This is a genomic window from Hirschia litorea, assembly GCF_042665075.1.
GTDB lineage: Bacteria > Pseudomonadota > Alphaproteobacteria > Caulobacterales > Hyphomonadaceae > Hirschia > Hirschia litorea.
In genome coordinates, this window is sequence record NZ_JBHTBR010000009.1 from 40,697 (window position 1) to 61,886 (window position 21,190).

Consider the following 21,190-nt stretch of genomic DNA (forward strand, 5'->3'; position numbering starts at 1 on the left):
AAACTGTACAATACCCAGATACCTACCCCCCCTATCTAAACACTCTGCGAATTCTTCAAGCTCACAGACAAGGGGCTAAAACATCTATCGGCACTGCAAATGACGTCCTAGGTGGCGTTTTTTACTTTACGATCCGCTCGGCAATTTATATCTAAACTATGTAAATCTGACGTCTTCATTTTCCAATTAAACGTAGGAAATGGTCGCAGACATACCCCTACGTAAATACAATTGAGTGCGGTAACTGTTCACCCTCGAGCTGGCTAATGTTTCAGCCTCCACTAATTGAACCTAACCAGTCTAGGAAAACACTCAAACGGCGCAGTCCTGAGGCACGTGTAAGATATAGCGCCGAGATATCAAGCGGATCAGCATCGAGCTGATTTGGAAATAATTCGACCAATCGTCCCGCACTTAGGTCTTCAGCGATCATAAAATCGGAAAAACGTGCAATGCCCAAACCATTGAGCACCAATTGACGCACCGCTTCGCCATTGCCTGCAGTTAAAGCAGCCGGAACGTACACGGGAGAATCATAGTTCATAAAGCGCAAAGTATTGATGTGTTCGGGTATCGCAAATCGTACTTGCTCCAACTGCTCGAGATCAGCTGGCGTCTCAGGCCATCCGTGGAGGTCTAGATAGGATGGACTCGCCACAAGCTTCCAAGCCGTGCGCCCCAATGGACGATACAGCATCTGACTATCTGGTAGTCGCCCCAACCGTATCGCAACATCCGCGTGACTGCCTATCAAATCCACTAATGAATCTGTCATGTCAATTGAAAGCTGGATGTCGGGATATGCCAAACGAAATTGAGGCAAATGCGGCGCTAGGACATGTAGAACATATGGAACAGGCGCGTTCACTCGCAAAAGTCCAGCGGGCTTCTGCCCGATTGTCGCTATGTCTTGCAAGGTCTCACTGCGATCGAGAATTTCCCGCGCCTCCACCAATACAGCCGCCCCTTCTGGCGTTATTTCAATTGATCGTGTCGTGCGCCGCAGTAATGTAACCTGCAATTGCTCTTCCAGTCGTGTAACCGAACGACTGAGCGTAGAGGCGGAAACGCCCTTACGCCGGGCGGATTCAGCGAAACCACCATCATCGACAATACCAACTAAAGCAGCGAGGTCCCCCATACGAAGCAATTCATGCATTTTACGCAATAGTCTATTCCAAACATGTCTATTTTCGCAACAGATAGCCGCAGGCATATATGGCGTCAACATTTTACTAATGGAGATACCCGATGCCACTAGCACTATGGGCGTTGACAATCAGCGCTTTCGCCGTCGGAACAACAGAATTTGTTATCGTAGGCTTACTACCCACAATCGCTATCGATCTTGAGGTCTCGACCCCTTCTGCAGGCCTCCTTGTTAGCCTTTATGCACTAGGTGTGACCATTGGTGCGCCTGTGCTAACCGCCTTAGCTGATCGTGTACCACGTAAAACATTGTTATTGCTCTTGCTAGCCTTATTCACGCTCGGCAATGCGTATGCTGCCGTCGCTCCAGATTATGGTAGCCTTGTCATTGCACGCTTTATCACCGGCCTCGCCCATGGCGTATTCTTTGCGATAGCCTCCACAATCGCCACGGACCTAGTCGAGCCTGAGAAAGAAAGTTCTGCCATTGCATTGGTTTTCCTTGGCTTAACAGTTGCTCTGGTAACAGGTGTGCCGTTGGGAACATTTATCGGCCAAAATTTTGGCTGGCAGTCAACATTCCTCGGTGTCGTTTCACTTGGCGTGGTGGGTCTTATTGCTTCTAGTTTGCTGATACCAGCCAATCTAACCCACACGCCTTCTCCCGGGCTCAAAGCACAATTACAAGTTTTAACCTCACCCCGTCTTCTATTAGTATATCTGATTACAGCCATAGGCTATGGCGGCAACTTCATTGCCTTCACATTCCTTGCTCCAATGTTGAACGAAATCACAGGATTATCGGCAGGTGCAATTAGCCTAGTAATGCTGCTCTATGGAGCCTCAGTCGCAGTAGGTAATATCGCGGGCGGAAAACTGGCTGACCGCATCGGCGCGGTGCGTTCGCTTACCTTTATCTTTGCTGGACTTGCCATTTCTTTGATTGCGCTCGGAGCCACGCTCACAAACCCCGTCGCAACTATTGCTATCATGGCTTTTTGGGGAGGTTTTGCATTCGCAAACGTACCCCCACTTCAATCTTATGTCGTCCAGATTGCTCGCGAAGTGTCTCCAAGTGCAGTTGATGTGGCTTCTGGCTTAAATATCGGTGCATTCAACCTAGGTATAGCCGCCGGAGCATGGATTGGAGGATTAGTTGTCGAACATATTGGCTTAACCGCTACCCCCTATATTTCCGCGATAATTGTAATTTTAGGGATTATTCTGGTTCGCCTTTCGAGTCGTGTGAATGGTGACGCACCTCATATCTCAGTTGCTAAATAACCCCCTCGCCTTGCCGCATAACTGTGCGGCAAGGTCCCTCAGTCGATGATATGCCCCTTAAAGAATATAATATTTCTCAAATTAGATACTAATGAATAGAAGAACTCACAAAAACCTCGGACGACTTCGTGAGAGCAAGCCAATCGCATCGAAAATCAACTCACTATACAAACAGTACACCAATATTGAGCCGTAGAAGTATACACCTCAGCTCCTGTGTAAATTATGCCTCACGTATATCCCCAATCGTTTGGAACTTTCAATTGAAAAACTCGTTCTGTTTTTAGGCTGGGTAATAAAGGAGATAGACATGACTTACTTACTTTCCTCAAGCTCAATCGCAAGCGATAGCGTCCGTAATACTCAAGGTGAAGATTTAGGTAGTATAAAGGACCTCATGATCGATCCAAACTCTGGTGAAGTCGTGTATGCAATTTTATCGTTTGGCGGATTCTTAGGCTTGGGTGATAAATATTTCGCAGTGCCATTTAATCAATTAAAAGTTGATCGGGATAATAAATGCATGGTTTTGCAGGTCGCAAAAGACAGATTAGAAAATGCACCGGGCTTTGATAAAGACAATTGGCCCGATTTTGCTGACACACGCTTCTTGAACGAAATTAACAGTTATTACACATACTAATTCAAGTTACAGAACAACGACTTATACCATATTTAAAGGCGAAATTTTTCTCTTTAAATATGGTATAATCTGAAGTCGATCACAAATCTCTACGAAGTGGGTCCATCTCCCCTAACGACGTCTTTTGAGACGACACGCTTCCAGAAATATCTATAAATCCCAAATAAGTTGATACAAAATAATACTGCATTTTGAACCAGCAATGGATTATCGTCATCCAATAAGGCTGCGGTTATCCAAAAAATGGATGAAAGCGTAAAGATCACAAACCCGATACCGGTCCATCTCGCATTAATATTGGATGCGACGATTATAGCCGCAGCCATGCCTGTCCCGCTCCCAATCCAACTCACAAGTTCAATCACACTATCATCCATTTCCAAGAGAATTCAGGCATTTTCGTTTAACGAAGCAATCGTCCACACCTTATTCAACGCTAAATTTAATCAAGAGAGCACGGAACTTAAAGGGGTGTCCGGCGTAACCTATTTACCAACATTTATAGGCGGTAATGTGCATGCTGAAAACTTCCAAGACACGTTTTAAGCTCTCTCCCATGATGTCTCAAACTCAAATTTCGTCTATTTCCGAAGCTGAGATATTGAAACAGTTTTTAGATTTCGTAGAATCTGAGCCTTTCCCCTGTGTGGGAGCAAAAGCCGCACTCGCTCAGAAAAGTGTTGTGAGCCGAGTATACCAAGAATTAGGATCAGAAATTTCCGTGAATGCGCTGCACTTAGATATCATGGAATATATTGACGACTTAAAACTTGATGACCCTCGCGTGCAGTCATTTGTCGCCATATTCAAAGATGATCAGGACATGGATGAAATTAGGTTTGAAAACCTGTTGTGGCGCACGTTGAGCCAGCTTTACAAGTTAGACTTACTGCTGGAAATGGAATGGCATCCTTCCGTCTCAAAGCAGCCAGAAAAGAATGATTTTTCGATGAGCGTCGCTGGCCATCCATTTTTTGTAATTGGTATGCATCCCAAGAGCAGCAGACGCGCACGCCAAGCCCCTTACCCAACTCTTGTTTTCAATTCACATATTCAGTTCGAAAAATTACGTGCTGATGGACGGTTTGAAGAAATGAAAACTAAAATACGGGAACGAGACAAAGCTTTAAACGGCTCAATAAACCCCATGCTTGAAGATTATGGCCATGCTTCAGAGGCACGCCAGTACTCAGGCAGGCAAGTTCCGCCAGATTGGAAGTGTCCATTCCATCCCTAATTCAGAACCAGCTTGCCAAATACCAATTTAAACAACCTCATACCCAATCGGCTTAAACTTGAAATTATTCGATAATCCAGCCGAACACGCGGTTAAACCAATGATCAAGTCCATCTGCGCAACAAAATGCGTTTGGTCACCAGGTCTACTTAGCGGGGGTAAAACCTTGACTTCGCCGCTCCTACCCACAGGCACATTCATGAAGACATTAAACGCAGTCGGAATCTGATCAGGTTCAATATCATACTGATGTAAAGCATCTCTCAAATTTCCAAAACAACCTTTGTGAGGATAATCATGCCCATACAGTTTTCGAAACATTTCTGCACTACAAGGAGCAAGTAGAAAATCATGACGGCCCACATCGTCTCTACCAATCTCAAGCATAATGTTGCTGCGATTAGAGTATAGAGCATCTCCGCTGGAGAGGTATATCTTACTTGCGTAATCTATGGTTCGCCCTGAACTCATAAATTCCCGCCTATCATGCTTTGCGAAAGCAACTAAGTCTCCAACTTGTTCACCATCAATGTCAGTGACAATCAGTGTTTGACCAGCCTTCATTTCAAAAGCTACCCCAGACTGAGGAGGAATTTCTTTCATAATATCGTCCTTCTTAAAATCAGAATAATCAACATAAAATGTATTAACTTAAAGCGAGACATCAAATCACATGCCCCTAAAAAAGCTCCCACGACAGAAAAGAAAGTATTTGAATAGTGTGATACTATCAATGTGCGCTACATTCAGTTTGTCTGCATGCGGAAACGACTCCCAGGAAGTGGGAGAATTTAAGAATGACCTAGCTGGAAATGAAATTAAAATAGAAGCACTACGTGACCCTAAAATACCTGGCGTCGTCTGCCATTTTACACACTTTGATCGTGGTGTATGGGATCGTCTTGGCAAAGGAAACTGGTTTGAAGACCCTTCCAATTCATCTATAGATTGTCAGCGTTCAGGCCCGATAAACCTAAATAATGCAAAGCTTAGCAAAAGTGGCGAAGAAGTCTTCTCTCAAAGACAAAGTCTTTTCTTTAAGAATGTGGCAGTCCGTAGAATTATTGATCTTGATAATCGCGCGATACTCTATGTTGTCTATTCAAGAAAGCTTGTAGATGGCTCAGCAAAGATGAGTTTAAGTACGGTGGCTCTTACTGAGGCAGAAGTTGAAGCTGCGGCTCAAAACTAAAAGATACAAACTGAAATCAAGCACTCATAAACACCACTTCTAATAGTGCATACAACAAAATGATTACATCGGTTTCACAGCGGACTCTCTCAAAATAAGCCTATGTTCTACTGTCAGCACATGGGGCACAGTGTTTGGAGACGATATTTCCTTTATGAGCATTTCAGTCGCAAGCTTAGACATTTCAATTGCCGGCTGATCTATGGTCGTCATACGAGGAAATATCAAACTGGCTATAGGAGCATTATCAAATCCGACGACCGAGAGCTCTTCAGGAACTTTTATTCTCATACTACCCGCAATAGCTATAACCGCTGCTGCCATATCATCATTTCCAGCCATAATTGCAGTTGGCAAAACATCAGAGTTCAAAATGTTTTGCGCAGCTTTCAGTCCTGAATCGTAATCAAATAATCCCCATTGCAAATGTTGAGGGTTTACCCGCAACCCTACTTTATCAAGCGTATCTTTAAATCCAGAATATCTAATTTCACTGACCATATGATCAGGATGCCCATGAATATAACCAATGCTTTCATGCCCTAAATCGATTAGGTGTTTAACAAGATCAACTGAAGCCTGATAATCATCTATTTTTACGCCCGACGAGCGGTCTAATTCCTTTTGCGGACAAACTCTTACATATGGAATATTTTTACTATCTAGCGCATCTAGAATCTTTAAATTATCGCACAAACCAGGCGAGAGAACAACGCCAGCTAAATCTGGATACTTAAGAATATCCTCAAACGCACATTCTGGTGACCCAAAGTCATCGACAATTAGGAAATACCCCTGTTTATTACATTCTCGCATCGCTCCAATCTGTAAATCAGCATTGAACCCGCTCAAATGTTGTTGAGGATTATCGCATATTAACGCAATAAGAGTTTTTTCACTATTTCTAAGTTTTCGAGCAGCAAGATTGGGGCGATAGTGAAGTCTAGATATAACTTCACGAACTTTTTTTTGAGTCTTTTCGCTAACTCTAGCTTCATGGTTTAGAACTCTAGAGACAGTTTTGATGGAAACACCAGCTTCCCTCGCGACATCAACAATGGTTGATCGACGCCCAGATACGTCAATAGATTCTGTAACTCCCCGTCTGCTCATGCTACATTTACCAATTTATTCATACCGATTCTCAATATAGAATCGACACTGTACACAGTGTTTATATATTTGATAACTGCAGCTTATACGCTTTCTAGCTTAACGACTCTAAACTTGTTTATTGTAAACTATCGATATGCATAGGCATAGCTGACGCTGCTCTAGCAATTAAATTGCGCATCGCGTCCAACCTTTTCTGCACATCTTCTACAGGGAAACGCAAGGTTAAAGGATCATAACTCTTAGGCACAATGCCCTGTCCATGCAAAACCGCTAGCCAACTTGAAGGCGTAAATAGACCTGCTTCATATTGCATGATGCGCCCTGCATCCTCATAAAGCGCCATCTTTTCTTTTAGAGAATAAGGCAGTTTAAGACCCCTTATATGTTTCCAGAATAATGAATCATTCCTTTTTGAAGCAACATAGTGAAGGATCAAAAAATCTCTAATATGCTCATATTCTTGAATTGTACGTCGATTGTATAAAGACTTTGTCGTTTCTGAAAAACGTTTATCTGGCATTAGGGTCATCAACCGAGCTAAACCCGTCTGAATTAAACTAATCGATGTAGATTCTAGCGGCTCCATAAAACCTGCTGCCAACCCTAACGCAACAACATTTTTATTCCAAAACTTTCTCCTATGCCCAGTCTTAAAACACAATTGTTTGGGTTCCGCCAAAGGACGGCTATCAAGACCAGACAACAGTTTTTCTAATGCCTTATCATCACTTAAAAAATGACTAGAATAAACGCAACCATTCCCATTTCTATGTTGAAGCGGTATTCTCCACTGCCATCCCGCCTCATGAGCGATCGCCTTTGTATAAGGAATAGGGTCTTCGACTTTTTCACTCGCAACCGCGAATGCCCTATCCATAGGAAGCCATTCACTCCAATAATTATATCCTGTCTTTAGAGCACCTTCGATAAGCAATCCCCGAAACCCAGAACAATCAACAAATAACTCACCGTCAATCTTACGCTGAGCATCTAAAATAACTGATTTTACATTCCCTGATTCTGGATCAAGTTGGACATCTTTAACAATACCCTCATAGCGAATAACGCCTTTACGCTCGGCAAATTGCCTCAAATATAATGCATATAATCCGGCATCAAAATGATACGCATAATGAATACCAGCATAAACAGATTTAGGATTGCGGTATTCTGGGTGCTTAAAACGTCTCAACTGGCAAGCCTTTACCATCAATGAAAAGTCGAAAAGACTGTATTGATAATTGGCTCGCTGCCTTTGAGACAACCAAAATTGATGCATTGGAATGCCTTCAATATCAGTTCCAAAATCACCAAAAGGATGAATATACTTTTGTCCCACACCTCCCCAATTAGAAAATTCAATTCCTAATTTAAACGTCGCCTTAGTGGCGCGCATGAATTCCCGCTCTCCAATCCCCAAAAGCTCATTAAATTTCAAAATAGGGGGAATAGTTGCCTCCCCAACCCCAACAGTCCCAATATTCTCGGACTCAATTAACGAAATAGAAATTCGATCTGCATCCAACACATGCGCTAAGGACGCCGCTGCCATCCAGCCAGCCGTTCCCCCACCTACAATTACGATTTTAGTAATTGCAGAGTCGGTCATTGAACTTTCCTCAAAGATGTATCGCTACTTTTACAATATCGATCAATGAACTGTTGATGCGTGGGCATGGCCGCAGTCGTTCTATCAAAAAGCTCTCTCATATTTTTCATGCTTTGTTGCAAATTATAATCACTCAAAATGTCTGCAATAGGATTATAACGCCTTGGGCCTATACCTTGGCCTTCCATCACGGCCAGCCAACTCACGACTGAAAACAGCTCATCATCATAGCGAAAGAACCGCCCCCTATCCCGCATCAATGCCATTTTACGTTTCAACGAAGAAGGTATGTCCATCACCTGCATCTGCTTCCAGAAAGGAGAGTTAGATCTTCCTGTGGCCACATAATGTAAGATAATAAAATCTCGAATATGATGGCAACTTACCGACAATAATCGATTGTATTCATCTCTGTCCGTATGATTAAAATCTCGATCAGGAAACAATGCTATCAGTTTTGATATACCAGACTGGATCAAATGTATTGACGTTGACTCCAACGGTTCCAAAAACCCCGAAGACAGGCCCAAAGAGACGCAGTTCGCTTCCCAGAATTTTTCTCTAATACCTGTCTTAAAACGAAGATGATTTGGCTCAGCGAGAGGTGCGCCAATTAATTCATCTTGTAAAATTTCAATTGCTGTTTCAGCAGACATATACTTGCTACAATAGACATGGCCATTACCGACACGATTTTGCAATGGTATCCTCCACGTCCATCCAGCACTTTGAGCTTTCGATATCGTATAAGGCTTAGGTTCCTCAGAGGACTTACTAGGAATTGCAACAGCCCTGTCCACCGGCAACCAATTACTCCAGTCCTCGTATCCAACACCCAATGCACCATTTATCAACAATGCTCGAAACCCCGTGCAATCAATAAAAAGATCAGCGGCAAATTCGTCTCCAGATTCAAGCTTTACTGATTCCAAAAAACCATTCTCAGCACATTTTCTAACCTCACAAACTTTGCCTTCTATGCGTCGGACACCTCTTGATTGAGCATATTTTGATAAGAAAAGCGCATACTTGCTCGCATCGAAATGAAACGCATATCCCATTTTAGACAATACAGAACCAATAGAAGTAGCATCTGGCCTAATAAACTTGCCGGCATAGGCCGCTTTAGCATTGAGTGAATATTCATTCAAACTGTGATGCTCACCATTAACTTTCAATCGCGTCCAAAATTGGTGAAAATCAACCCCCTCCATATCATATCCATATTCACCAAAAGGGTGAAAATACGATTCACCGACATTTCCCCAATCTTGAAATTCGATCCCAAGCTTAAACGTGGCACTAGTCGCTCTGATAAACTCATCCTCATCAATGCCCAGCATTCTATTGAAAACAGCAATTTGCGGAATAGTCGCTTCACCCACGCCAACCGTGCCAATTGCATCCGATTCGATTAAAGTGATCTCAGTTCTACCCCGCGGCAAATAACGGCTTAACGCCGCTGCAGCCATCCAACCTGCCGTTCCGCCCCCCACAACAAGAACCTTGCGAATATGTCTGTCATCCATTTTCATGACCTTCACTTAGTACCAAGTTGTCCAGGTGGTCAGAAATGTGGCTTGGCTGTAATGAGTCTACGAGACGTGAATAATGCTGAGGAATGCCAACACACTGATGCATAATGGCTGTCCACTCATGAGGCGCAAAAAAATCATCTTCATAGGGAGGTATCCGCCCTATATCCAACCAAACATTGATCCTTTCTTTCACTCGATTAGATAGGGAGACAGACTCTAAATCATCCGCCAATATAGTTTGCATATCTTCAAAGCTTGCCAGCACGGAATTCAGCTTTCGATCCAATTCTTGTTGCCCTGCCCTATTCAAATCAACATGTGGGAAATTTTGAATTAGTGTTAGTAAATCTTGATGTAAAACCATGAGATCAAATTCAAATAGATTTACGCCTGATAATTTGCTTCTTCCAATCTGCACAGAAATGCACGCTTCATCCTTTGATGCTTCATGGTTTGCTGTATCCACAACAAGTTCATAATCAGAAAGCGATACAGACTCTGCATCTGAAAAAAATTTACCTATTCCTGCGAGTTTGCTAACCTTTAGAAGCAATTTTTCATATCGGATGGGATCAATTCTCCAAAAACCTTGGCTCTGATGCAAGGATGAAAAAGACGGATTATAATGGCATAATTCAATTGCTTGCCCACCTAACCACTCTTTCAACCAAATTTGATAAAAAGAGACCCCCTGAAGCGAAGCACCATATGGGGAAAAAGGAAATCGCACACCCCTCTTTAAACCGATCTCTCCAAACGGAGATTGATCTTCGGAAACGGCCGCAATATGTTGTCTTTCTATTCCTAAACTGCGGTGCAAATGATCCATGTCTGATCTTAAAAAAAGAGGACCTGTCTCTGAACGAGCTTGTGCCGACTGCAAATGAATTTGACTTGGGTCATGGACAACAAATCGTGCAAGTATGCACGCAACCAATATTGGCGCATACCCCTCTCCCCTTACCAACACCGACCGCACTACCCCAGCTTTCAATTTAACCTCCCTGTAGAAAAGCTTTCTATATATTGTTTTAGCCATCGATCATGAGACATCATATTATTTGCTGCGATTTCTATGTGACGTCGCAACTTGTTCAAATTAGTTTCAATCTCATGGGAGGGAAACAAATCTACACGGCTATCATAATTACAGGGTATAATGCCTTGTCCATAATACACAGCTACCCAACTGGGTTCTAAAAACAAACCGTACTTATAAGATTCGACATACCCTCGTTCTCGAAACAACTCTATTTTTTCACTGAGGGAATGAGGTATTTTAAGGTTTTTCATATGTTTCCAAAAGGATGAATCTTCTCGCTCTGTCGCGTAATAATGTAAGATTAGAAAATCTCGAATTCTCTCAAATTCCATATCCATCATACGATTATATTCATTCGCTCGAATAGGACTCTCCACATCTTCAGGAAACAATTCGAGAAAGTACGTAATTCCTTGTTGAATCAGATAGATACTTGTCGACTCCAAAGGCTCAAGAAAGCCTCCAGATAACCCGATAGACACACAATTCCGGTTCCAAAATTTTTCCCGTCTACCTGTTTCAAACCTCAAGACACGAAGGTCAGCTAACATGTCTCCCTCTAAGGATGATGCAAATTGCTCTTCGACCTCAACATCTTTTGCAAACTGACTGGAATAAACATAACCATTCCCTGTACGCGTTTGTAAGGGGATACGCCACTGCCAACCGAACTCTTTGGCTGTTGCTCGCGTATAAGGCAATAATGGTCCTGCGTGCTCACAGGGAGCTACTACAGCACGGTTGCAAGGCAACCATTCAGCCCAACTCTGCCATTTTGTACCTAGCGCTTTATCCACCAATAAGCCCGAGAACCCAGAACAATCCACAAAGAAATCTGCCTCAAGACAACGCCCATCCTCGGTCGACACAGACGCAATATTTCCATCTGCATGCTTTTTAACATCTATGATTTTCCCCTCTACTCTTTTTACACCCAATTTCTCGGACTTCTTACGCAAAAAAGGAGCAAATTTTGTCGCATCGAACTGATAGGCAAATTGATAGGTAGAGTTTACAGATGATAGATTCTTTGAGGGCGGATAAAATTTTCCTTTCTTCGCGGCAACAACTGGCAGAGAATAATCACATATAGGACTCATCTCTTTGAATTTATTATAGAAATGATGAAATGCGATCCCATCGTTTGGCAATCCATATTCACCAAACGGGTGAATATAACGATCTCCCTTACAGCCCCAATCAACAAATTCGATACCCAATTTAATCGTCGCATCCGTAGCGGCTACAAACTCTCTTTCATCAATACCTAATGATTGAATAAAGTATCTGATATGCGGAAGTGTAGCTTCACCGACCCCAACAATTCCAACCTCTCGGGATTCAATCAATGTGATCTGTACATTGTCTTGTTTCAGCACGCTTGCAATAGCAATCGCCGTCATCCACCCAGCGGTTCCTCCCCCTACAATAAGGATAGTTTTCACTTTACTATTGGACACTTAGTCATCCCCTTTAAGGCGGTATACCAAAGCATAGCATTATCAATTTTTACACAATGCCATTTTTTGAATGCACATATTGATAGCCGTCTCTCAAACGACTTAACAAAAAAGAATGGACCGAAGCGGGAGGATCTTCGGTCCATTTTAAAGGTTCTCGCTTAGAAGTTTGCTCTAAGAACTAAGGAGTACCTTCTATCATTTCGGTTAAAGGCTCGAGGACCTCTAAGCCCGTTTGGATTTATTGTTGAACTCGTTTCGGTAATGTCATCCAACAGATTTACACCTTGAAGACCGACCTTCAAATTATCATTGATGTCATAGAATAAAGACGCATCTAGCTGTCCTGTCGCTTCTTGATAAATAGAAGCAAATGGATAAATCACATCCCTTTTTGTCAAAAGGAAATCATCTCTCCAATTCCAAGCTAACCGCCCTTGGAACGAACCCTTTTCATACAGACCGACAAGATTATATTGATGTTTTGAAATACGTTCAAAACCAACCGCATCAATCAAGAAACGTCCTCGCTGTTGAGCGCCTTCACCGAGAGTATTTAAGTCATCAGCGTCTATATATGTATAGTTGGCTTGAATTCCAAAACCATCAAAAGGGGCCGGCAACATATCGTAGAATTGCTGGTAAGCAACTTCAAATCCTTTAATGTTGGTAGTTTCATCTGCATTTGAGACAGTTGTTGCGATAGATTCTATTGATGTACCATTATTTGTTAAGGTAACTGGAACTCGGTTCCCACCGGTCACGGATCCACCATCTCTCATTTCACCAACCCATCTATTTTCTAGATCTTTGGAGAAAAGTGATACTGTTAAAGAACCCGTATCATCAAAATACCACTCATACGACAAATCAAACTGCGTGGACTCAATAGGCGCAAGGTTAGGATTACCTATAGAAGAGATAACTCCTCCAAATTGCCCACCATTATCTGGCCCCACTGTAACGCGACCACCCACACTTAGGTCTAACAGATTTGCATCTCGAATACTCTTGGATGCTCCAAATCTAACAAGGTGACCATTACCAAACTCAAACTTCATATTCAAACTTGGTAAGAAAAATTCACGTGAATTTTCAACAGATTGCGGTGTTGCTACTGCTGTATCGCCGAAAAAGGTAGAAACTGCTGCAAACTCAGCATCAGTTAAGCTACAAAAACCGGGAAGTGATCCGCCATTTTGGTTACCACATGCCGTATCCCGTGTTCCATCAAGTCCTAACCCCGGTATAGCAGTAGATAAATTATCTACCTCGAGTGTACCACCCACGGTGCGGTCCATTTTCACATAGCGTACACCAAAATTACCATCTAATGATACGCCTGAACCAAATAGACCTTCAGTACCAAAGTCCAATCTTGAATATAAAGCAGTTGATTTTCTTTCTACATCAACAATTTCAGATGGCACAAATGGCTCTCGCCCTGACACAACATTTTCTCTATCTTCAAGCAAGGTTGCACTTGCTCCTGGATGTGTAGCAAGCAGCTCTCCCATAACATTCAAATAGCCTTGGTAGTCTTCCGCTAGTGGGCCATTCCAAAATGGCACGCCCTTTAACTGCCCTGCGCCACGCTGGAAATCGCTAAATGAAAACGCATCAATATTTGCAGCAACATTTGGGTCTGAAGCTAACAGAAGTGGACTTCCTGTCCATATCTCAGAAACATTCCCCCAGTTAAAACGAGATTGTTGAATAGAAGAATCACGATCACTATAGCGCGCACCAAAACGCACAGACTTCAACCAACCATCGCCGTCAAAATCATACTCTGCATCACCACGAAACGCTATAGACTCGGCATGACTATCCTCCATATGAGGCATAGTAGACCGGATAAAATAGTTATCAGCATTTGCAAAATATTCGGCGTCAGACTGACCAGACCCTACAGGAGCTCTATAGGTAATATTGGGGACCTCACCCGACATATCGACTTCAAACGCTGAGAAAAAAGTTCCATGCACTGAAACGTCTTTAATATCTTTATCAGCAGTTACATATTGCGCGTCAAAATTTAGCGCCCACTTGTCATTAGGCGTGTATTTGAAATTTACTCCAAAGTCAGTTGTTACATCTTTCTCTGTATGCTCACGCGCCGTGGACAAATGTTGGCTTCCATCTAACGGTAGATTATTGTCATTGCCCCGCCAACCAACATTTTCTGAAAGCAAACCAGAATAAAATGTTCTGTCCGACTCAAACACAAAATCATCGTCTTGCGGCAGAATATTCTGACCTAATCCACCATCAATATTAGATTCTAAGACTTTTTCGCTCCATGTCAGGTCAGCTTCTGAACGTAAGAACTGCACGCTCCCTACCATAGTGCCGCTATTATTTTGCCATTGTCCGGCAAGTGATACAGCTTCACGCCCCCTATCAAAGAGTTGCGTTTTAATTCCAACCCCTCGAGGTATATAGTAGAGCTCATCTTCGACATCATTGAAATTGTAGGAATTACCCGCACCATCAGACAATGTTTGACCATTCGCAAGATCGTCAAAGCGAACAGGCGTGAACACATTACCATCTCTTAGATTAGGCGCAACGTCAGCTATCGATGTAGCATCTGCTCGAGATTGCAAGCTTGAGTTAGCGTAACCAACCAAGAAACCAAATTCTCCTGCCCCTGTCTCAAAACGGTCAGACCATAAACCAGAATAGGTAGGAGAGAGTTTTCCAATCAAATCCGAATGAGTTAAATCTGCAGACACGCCGACTTTTCGCCCAGCTGAATCAAACGGCAAACGCGTTTTTAGATCAATCGTTCCGGCAAGCCCACCCTCAACCATATCAGCGGACTGATTCTTAAAGACTTGAACACTACCCAGCAATTCAGGTGAGACATCTTCAAAACCGAGTCCACCAGAGTTACCCGCACCGAAAACATCCCTTCCGTTCAACTCTGAACGCACAAAAGGAAGCCCACGCACGACCACACCGCTCCCCTCTACAGCAAAGTGATCTGGATCATCAGCTGCTGCGAAACGCAATACGTTGACACCTGGAACCCTCTGAAGCGCTTCAGACACAGATCTATCCGGCAAAGAACCAATGTCATCAGCAGTGATTGCGTCGACGAAAACGTCCGAGTCCTGCTTGAGATCTTGCGCGCTCTTTAAAGAGCCCCTAATCCCCGTGACAGTGATAGTTTCAAAAACCCTTTCATCACCACTTTCATCTTCAACAGTATCAGCCTCTTGTGCAAAAGCAGCTCCCGCCCATACACCTGTTGCAAGCGTGAGGATAGAGACCCCGCGCAAAAGTTTATTTGTTGATATGGCAGCAACGCGCCCCGATCCGTTTTGTTTTGTAAAGCCAAATTTACGCATTTTTTCCTCCCTAAAGACATTGCTCTGCAGGTGATCTCTTAAGAATCTTTTCCTGGGCAGCTCTCACGATAACCAGAATTGTCCTACGTTGTCCACAAAAAAACTAAAATGCACCGCAAAAGCCAGAAATTGGCAGGTAAAATACCCTTAAAATAGTGATTTTCACGCCACAATACGCCCTAAAGACAACGTTATACCTTTTAAAATATTGATTATAATCAATATTTTACACTAATTTTTAGCTTCAATCCGCTAGTTTTTCAAAATATCTTGTAGAAAAAATTTAAAATTTGTCTACGTTGTCATAAAGATGCATGGAAGTTTTCAGAACACCTATCTGTATTAAAACTCTTAAAATGCACGATATTGGAGGATATATAGTGAAAATTTCTGCGATGGGTGCGCTCTCATTAACCTTGATAGCAGCACTAAATAGCCCAGAATCACGTTCTGAAAACAACTCAAGCAGTTGTAATGTAACTAGAATTTTTCTTAATCAGGTTGGCTATGAAACAACAGCAAACAAACGCGCTACGATATCTTCCCCCTTCAAAACCCCGATCAATTGGGAACTAAAAGATGAGACAGGAACAATTGTCCTAACAGGACATTCTAACGTTCTCGGGTATGACAATTTATCTGGTTTCAACACCCACAGCATATCATTTAGCCAATTTAAAAATGTGGGGACAAATTATAGATTGCACGTATGCGACCAGGCCAGTGAACCCTTCAATATCTCTCCCACACCATTTGCCGCTTTAGCAGAAGATTCGCTTCGCTTCTTTTATTTAATGCGCTCGGGCACCCCTATCTCTAAAGAATACGCCATCTTACCTCAATATGCGCGTCCTGCAGGGCATCCTTCCAGTCAGTTATCCTGTTTCATCGGACGAGACAGAACTAAAACGAAGTGGAAAGGCTGTAAGTATGAGTTAAATGTCGTAGGTGGTTGGTATGATGCGGGAGACTACGGAAAGTATGTTGTAAATGGAGCTTTATCTGCGTGGACTCTTCAAAATGCTTACGAACGGCTCAATCTTTTAGGCGGAGCCGATAAATTAGGCTGGGACAAAAATCGCGTCCCTCTTCCAGAGAAAAATGACTTAAGCCCTCTTCTCAATGAAGCGCGCTGGGAGATGGAATTTCTTTTAAAGATGCAAGTTCCTGATGGTTACAAAACTCAAGCCGCATTGGGTTTGCAAAATGTAACTAAAGGTAAGAAAATAAAAATTTCTGAAATTAATGGCAGCGGGCTCGTACACCACAAAGTTCACGAAAACCAGTGGTTAGGAATGCCTTTACGCCCCGAAGATGCCAATCAAAAACGCTATCTATATCCTGTTTCAACCGCTGCGACACTCAACCTAGCAGCTTCAGCTGCTCAATGTGCGAGAATTTGGAAAAGCATTGACCCAGAATTCTCTAACCAATGTCTCACTGCTGCAGTAAAAGCATATCAAGCTGCCAAAAATAATCCTGATATATACGCTTACGACATTTTCGAGGGAGGAGGAGGATATGAAGACTCCGATCTCTCAGATGAATTTGCATGGGCAGCTTTCGAACTTTTTTCAACGACTGGGAATTCTGAATACATCAAGCAATTGAAAGATACGCCCGGAAAAGATTGGCTCATTCGCTACAAAAACAATCAACTTAAAGCTTTATATTGGGCCAATACTGATATCCTGCCCTTACTTACAATTTTAGTTTCTCCACACGCTTACGGAGCTAAAGACACTCAACAAGCTTCTGAAAAACTCGTAAGCATTGCAGACACATATCTCTCCTCGGCAAATAATAACAGCTTCCTAATACCACTTGATGCATCAGAATTTAACTGGGGCTCCAACGGTGCTTTATTAAATAAAGCGATGATACTTGCCTATGCTGGAGAGATTACAGAGAACCCAGTATATCGAAATGCTGTAATCAACGTAATGAACTACCTTTTAGGTAATAACCCTTTATCTCAATCCTATATCGCAGGGTATGGTTCAACCACCCTCAAAAACGCGCACCATAGGTTTTGGGCTGCGGCTATCGACAAAAGCCTTCCGGCAACTGCACCAGGTTCCCTCTCTGGCGGACCTAACGTAAAATCAGCAGTTGATGAAGTCGCTCAAGCTCTTCTTAAAGCATGTCAGAATACGCCGATGACGTGCTGGAAAGACGATTACAAGGCTTACTCATTGAATGAAGTGGCAATTAATTGGAACGCCCCTCTCACTTGGGTGACCAGTTATATCGAAACTTCTCTCTCATACGCATCTACAACACATCCATAAAATTCGAAATTGGCTTAGATCATGATAAACAAATTGATTAGCACCAGCGTCATAGCACTGGCATCTTGTCTGGCACTCACAGCATGCAATTCTCAATCACCTCAAAAGCAACACACAGAAAGCATCTGGCCCACTCTACAAACTCCTGAACTTGATCCCGCTATTGAGGCTGAGATTGATCAGATATTAAGCAAGCTAACTCTTGAGCAAAAAGTAGGTCAAATCATACAAGGCGATAGTGCCTCCGTTACACCCGATGATGTTAGAAAATATAGACTTGGATCTGTCCTTAGCGGAGGAAACTCAGCACCTGGCCCTCTTCCCTATGCAGATTACAAGAGTTGGTTAGAAGCTGCAGATGCATATTTTGAGGCTTCGATCGATCAAACAGGTGTTGAGATTGCTATTCCAATTATTTGGGGTATCGATGCTGTCCACGGACATACAAACTTGGCAGGAGGAATAGCATTCCCTCACAACATTGGACTGGGTGCTGCAAATAATCCTGAACTCATCCAAGATATCGCTCGCATTACAGCACTTGAATTAAGCGTCTCCGGCCACGATTGGACTTTTGCCCCTACCTTAGCCGTACCCCAGAATGACCGCTGGGGTAGAACATATGAAGGTTTTTCTGAAGAACCTGAGATAGTTTCCGAGTATGGCCGCCAAATTGCGATCGGGCTTCAAGGCCTTCCAAAGACTACTGATTTCCTCACAGATGGGAAAGTTATTTCAAGCGCAAAGCACTTTATCGCCGACGGAGGAACTGAAAATGGTATTGATCAGGGCGACACAATAGCCACCGCCCAAGAACTTAAAGATATTCATGGGGAAGCTTATTTTGGTGCTCTTGAAGCGGGTGTTATGACTGTTATGGCATCTTACTCTGCCTGGAATGGCGAAAGAATGCACGGTCACAAAGAACTTTTAACAGACGTTCTGAAAAACACACTTAATTTCAATGGCTTTGTTGTTGGCGATTGGAATGGGCATGCATTAATTCCTGGTTGTTCAGCAACAGATTGCCCTGACGCTTTACTTGCTGGCCTAGATATGTATATGGCTCCTGAAAGTTGGAAAGGCTTGTATGAAACAACTTTGAACCACGTTCAGTCAGGCAAAATTCCGATGGAACGTCTAGATGATGCAGTTCGTAGAATTCTGCGCGTAAAACTCTCATACGATATTTTCAATAAACAAGCTCCAAGCAAAAGGCCTTTTGCTGGCGATACGACAATTCTTGGCTCCGAAAAACATCGAGAAATTGCACGTCAGGCTGTTCGCGAATCACTTGTGCTTCTTAAAAATAACAAAAATGTGCTGCCGCTAAAAAAAGATGTTAAAGTGTTGGTCGTCGGCACAGGTGCCGACAGCATAGCCAAAGCCGCTGGGGGCTGGACACTCTCGTGGCAAGGCGGAAGTCATACCAATGACGAATTCCCAAACAGCCAAACTATCTTAGATGGGATTACTGAGATTGTCGAAGCTGGTGGTGGAGAAGTTATTTATGACCCAGAAGCTTCGTCACAGATCGACGCAGATGTGGTAATTGCCGTATATGGAGAAGATCCTTATGCAGAATTCCAAGGAGACATAAGCAATGTGGACTTCGTACCCACAGACTTTTCTCCAAGTAAGTTAGAACCTTACAAAAGCGCAAATACCCCTGTCATTTCCGTCTTCCTTTCTGGTCGTCCACTATGGACAAACCCTGAAATCAATCTATCAGACGCTTTTGTCGCTGCTTGGCTGCCTGGTAGTGAAGGAGGCGGTATAGCGGACGTGCTATTTGCAGAAAATGGTGCTGATTTCAAAGGAAAATTGTCCTTCTCATGGCCCAAGCTTGCTACTCAATCAAAGTTGAACAGGCACGATGAATCATATGACCCACTATTCAAAATTGGTTATGGACTTGATTATTCTCAACACGTCACGCTGCCTGAGCTAAGTGAAGATTCTGGCATTGATGCTTCAGAAACAAGTCCTAAAGGCGTATTTTTCAGCAAAGGCAAAGTGCATGCCCCTTGGTCTTTCCGTATTTCAAAAACTCCAGTTGAAACCCTGCCATTTCAGCGAGATGGGCTTAATATAAGTGCTTCTGACTACAAATCTCAAGAAGATTCTATTAAATTGGAATGGCTTGAGAATGATACAATATTCAGTGTACAATCTAGTTACGCTGTTGATTTTTCTAGAGAATCAAATGGTGCTATGGAACTCACTTTTGATGCAAAGCTAACCTCAAACTCAGACCATACAACGCTTAAAGTCGGTGCTGGCTGTCAATCGTCTGCCCCTTGTCACGCCAACTTACCGCTAACCTTCACCAATGAAAAGTGGCAAAGTTACCGCATAAGTCTTAGATGCTTTGCCGATAGAGGCGTAAACATGGCATCATTGGATACAGCCATGTCCATACAAGGAAGTATGGGAGATATATTAGAACTCTCCAACATTCGCATAGAATCTGACATCGATGCAAAAGCCGACTGTGGCGATAACTAACCTCATCAAAGTTTTATTCAAATTCCAGAAATCACTGGATAGGAGGCAATATGTTAAAGAAATTATTAGTCGGAACTTGCTCTGCAATTATTCTAATATCGTGCACTTCCAGCTTTTCGACATCCACCTCAGAACCCAAAATGCATACCGACATACAAGTTACAGATATTAATACGAGAAATCTTGAAATTATGGTTTCTCAAATGACTATTGACGAGAAACTGGCTCAAATTAGCTGTATATGGATGGACAAAGTCAAGTTCTTAGAACGTGATGGCAGCTTCAATCCCGTAAAAATGAAAGAGCACTTCCCCCATGGTGCAGGCTGCATAGCGCGACCACAAGATACTGTAGGCATGGAAGGCCCCACTGAGCGCAAGGATGTTAATGATTCTACTGTCATTCGCAAGCTGTCTGGTCGCTCCCCAAGCGAAACGGTAGAACTTGTCAATAAAATCCAAAAATGGATGATTGAAGAAACCCGAATGGGCATCCCTACACTCTTTCACGAAGAAGGATTGCATGGCCTTCAAGGATTACACGCAACTTCCTTCCCCCAATCAATCGGCCTTGCAGCGACGTTCGATCCAGAGCTTGTAGAGCAAGCTTACTCTATCGTCGCAAGAGAAATTAGAGCACGAGGTGTTCACCATGTTTTATCACCTGTCGTGGATGTCGCGCTAGATCCTCGCTGGGGACGTATTGAAGAAACCTTTGGAGAAGACCCATTCCTCGTGTCTCAGATGGGAGTTGCAGCTATTAAAG

At 43.0% G+C, this 21,190-nt stretch carries 16 protein-coding genes; 8 read left to right on the forward strand and 8 right to left on the reverse strand.

What is annotated here, in order from left to right; translation table 11 throughout:
- Positions 1–271 precede the first annotated feature (271 nt).
- Positions 272–1,159: a LysR family transcriptional regulator gene (locus tag ACFQS8_RS14965; RefSeq protein ID WP_382169204.1), complete on the reverse strand. Its 888-nt coding sequence runs from the start codon at positions 1,157–1,159 to the stop codon at positions 272–274.
- A gap of 92 nt (positions 1,160–1,251) precedes the next feature.
- Between ACFQS8_RS14965 and ACFQS8_RS14970 the strand changes: the two genes are divergently transcribed.
- The 4 genes from ACFQS8_RS14970 to gntA all read left to right on the forward strand — a co-directional run bounded on the left by ACFQS8_RS14970 (position 1,252) and on the right by gntA (position 4,313).
- Positions 1,252–2,433: an MFS transporter gene (locus ACFQS8_RS14970; RefSeq protein WP_382168853.1), complete on the forward strand. Its 1,182-nt coding sequence runs from the start codon at positions 1,252–1,254 to the stop codon at positions 2,431–2,433.
- Between the two features lie 310 nt (positions 2,434–2,743).
- Complete coding sequence (locus tag ACFQS8_RS14975) at positions 2,744–3,076, forward strand: PRC-barrel domain-containing protein (protein WP_382168856.1); 333 nt, start codon at positions 2,744–2,746, stop codon at positions 3,074–3,076.
- 243 nt (positions 3,077–3,319) lie between these two features.
- A complete protein-coding gene (locus tag ACFQS8_RS14980) occupies positions 3,320–3,622 on the forward strand; it encodes a hypothetical protein (protein ID WP_382168858.1) in 303 nt (100 codons plus the stop codon).
- Positions 3,594–4,313 carry a guanitoxin biosynthesis heme-dependent pre-guanitoxin N-hydroxylase GntA gene (gene gntA / locus ACFQS8_RS14985; RefSeq protein WP_382168861.1) on the forward strand — a complete coding sequence of 240 codons (720 nt, stop codon included), beginning with the start codon at positions 3,594–3,596 and terminating at the stop codon, positions 4,311–4,313. Before ACFQS8_RS14980 ends, gntA begins: the two co-directional genes overlap by 29 nt.
- A 27-nt stretch (positions 4,314–4,340) precedes the next feature.
- Here the strand turns inward: gntA and ACFQS8_RS14990 are convergent, their stop codons facing one another.
- Complete coding sequence (locus tag ACFQS8_RS14990) at positions 4,341–4,916, reverse strand: DUF1989 domain-containing protein (protein ID WP_382168863.1); 576 nt, start codon at positions 4,914–4,916, stop codon at positions 4,341–4,343.
- Between the two features lie 130 nt (positions 4,917–5,046).
- Between ACFQS8_RS14990 and ACFQS8_RS14995 the strand changes: the two genes are divergently transcribed.
- A complete protein-coding gene (locus ACFQS8_RS14995; RefSeq protein ID WP_382168865.1) occupies positions 5,047–5,505 on the forward strand; it encodes a CreA family protein in 459 nt (152 codons plus the stop codon).
- Between the two features lie 63 nt (positions 5,506–5,568).
- On the opposite strand, the gene ACFQS8_RS15000 is transcribed toward ACFQS8_RS14995, so the two are convergent.
- From ACFQS8_RS15000 to ACFQS8_RS15025, 6 genes are all read right to left on the reverse strand, one after another.
- Complete coding sequence (locus ACFQS8_RS15000) at positions 5,569–6,618, reverse strand: LacI family DNA-binding transcriptional regulator (protein WP_382168868.1); 1,050 nt, start codon at positions 6,616–6,618, stop codon at positions 5,569–5,571.
- A gap of 118 nt (positions 6,619–6,736) precedes the next feature.
- A complete protein-coding gene (locus ACFQS8_RS15005) occupies positions 6,737–8,230 on the reverse strand; it encodes a tryptophan halogenase family protein (protein ID WP_382168870.1) in 1,494 nt (497 codons plus the stop codon).
- Positions 8,227–9,765, reverse strand: a complete 1,539-nt coding sequence (locus ACFQS8_RS15010; RefSeq protein WP_382168872.1) for a tryptophan halogenase family protein — start codon at positions 9,763–9,765, stop codon at positions 8,227–8,229. The genes ACFQS8_RS15005 and ACFQS8_RS15010 overlap by 4 nt, the downstream gene beginning before the upstream one ends.
- Complete coding sequence (locus tag ACFQS8_RS15015; protein ID WP_382168874.1) at positions 9,752–10,807, reverse strand: Rossmann-fold NAD(P)-binding domain-containing protein; 1,056 nt, start codon at positions 10,805–10,807, stop codon at positions 9,752–9,754. The genes ACFQS8_RS15010 and ACFQS8_RS15015 overlap by 14 nt, the downstream gene beginning before the upstream one ends.
- Positions 10,759–12,270 carry a tryptophan halogenase family protein gene (locus tag ACFQS8_RS15020; RefSeq protein WP_382168876.1) on the reverse strand — a complete coding sequence of 504 codons (1,512 nt, stop codon included), beginning with the start codon at positions 12,268–12,270 and terminating at the stop codon, positions 10,759–10,761. Before ACFQS8_RS15020 ends, ACFQS8_RS15015 begins: the two co-directional genes overlap by 49 nt.
- Before the next feature lie 161 nt (positions 12,271–12,431).
- Positions 12,432–15,626, reverse strand: a complete 3,195-nt coding sequence (locus tag ACFQS8_RS15025) for a TonB-dependent receptor (protein ID WP_382168879.1) — start codon at positions 15,624–15,626, stop codon at positions 12,432–12,434.
- A 380-nt stretch (positions 15,627–16,006) separates the two neighbouring features.
- Between ACFQS8_RS15025 and ACFQS8_RS15030 the strand changes: the two genes are divergently transcribed.
- The 3 genes from ACFQS8_RS15030 to ACFQS8_RS15040 form a co-directional block, all read left to right on the forward strand.
- Complete coding sequence (locus ACFQS8_RS15030; protein WP_382168881.1) at positions 16,007–17,917, forward strand: glycoside hydrolase family 9 protein; 1,911 nt, start codon at positions 16,007–16,009, stop codon at positions 17,915–17,917.
- A 21-nt stretch (positions 17,918–17,938) separates the two neighbouring features.
- Positions 17,939–20,425 (forward strand): glycoside hydrolase family 3 protein, encoded by a 2,487-nt coding sequence (locus ACFQS8_RS15035; protein ID WP_382168884.1) that lies wholly within the window; start codon positions 17,939–17,941, stop codon positions 20,423–20,425.
- A 203-nt stretch (positions 20,426–20,628) separates the two neighbouring features.
- Positions 20,629–21,190, forward strand: a 562-nt coding sequence (locus tag ACFQS8_RS15040) for a glycoside hydrolase family 3 N-terminal domain-containing protein (protein ID WP_382168887.1), incomplete at its 3' end; no start/stop codon positions are given.

What these genes read in the sequence shown, in the direction of transcription:
- ACFQS8_RS14965 (WP_382169204.1), bottom strand. Translation starts at nt 1,159, where the DNA reads ATGCATGAATTGCTTCGTATGGGGGACCTCGCTGCTTTAGTTGGTATT.
- ACFQS8_RS14970 (WP_382168853.1), top strand. Translation starts at nt 1,252, where the DNA reads ATGCCACTAGCACTATGGGCGTTGACAATCAGCGCTTTCGCCGTCGGA.
- ACFQS8_RS14975 (WP_382168856.1), top strand. Translation starts at nt 2,744, where the DNA reads ATGACTTACTTACTTTCCTCAAGCTCAATCGCAAGCGATAGCGTCCGT.
- ACFQS8_RS14980 (WP_382168858.1), top strand. Translation starts at nt 3,320, where the DNA reads ATGGATGAAAGCGTAAAGATCACAAACCCGATACCGGTCCATCTCGCA.
- gntA (WP_382168861.1), top strand. Translation starts at nt 3,594, where the DNA reads ATGCTGAAAACTTCCAAGACACGTTTTAAGCTCTCTCCCATGATGTCT.
- ACFQS8_RS14990 (WP_382168863.1), bottom strand. Translation starts at nt 4,916, where the DNA reads ATGAAAGAAATTCCTCCTCAGTCTGGGGTAGCTTTTGAAATGAAGGCT.
- ACFQS8_RS14995 (WP_382168865.1), top strand. Translation starts at nt 5,047, where the DNA reads ATGTGCGCTACATTCAGTTTGTCTGCATGCGGAAACGACTCCCAGGAA.
- ACFQS8_RS15000 (WP_382168868.1), bottom strand. Translation starts at nt 6,618, where the DNA reads ATGAGCAGACGGGGAGTTACAGAATCTATTGACGTATCTGGGCGTCGA.
- ACFQS8_RS15005 (WP_382168870.1), bottom strand. Translation starts at nt 8,230, where the DNA reads ATGACCGACTCTGCAATTACTAAAATCGTAATTGTAGGTGGGGGAACG.
- ACFQS8_RS15010 (WP_382168872.1), bottom strand. Translation starts at nt 9,765, where the DNA reads ATGAAAATGGATGACAGACATATTCGCAAGGTTCTTGTTGTGGGGGGC.
- ACFQS8_RS15015 (WP_382168874.1), bottom strand. Translation starts at nt 10,807, where the DNA reads ATGGCTAAAACAATATATAGAAAGCTTTTCTACAGGGAGGTTAAATTG.
- ACFQS8_RS15025 (WP_382168879.1), bottom strand. Translation starts at nt 15,626, where the DNA reads ATGCGTAAATTTGGCTTTACAAAACAAAACGGATCGGGGCGCGTTGCT.
- ACFQS8_RS15035 (WP_382168884.1), top strand. Translation starts at nt 17,939, where the DNA reads ATGATAAACAAATTGATTAGCACCAGCGTCATAGCACTGGCATCTTGT.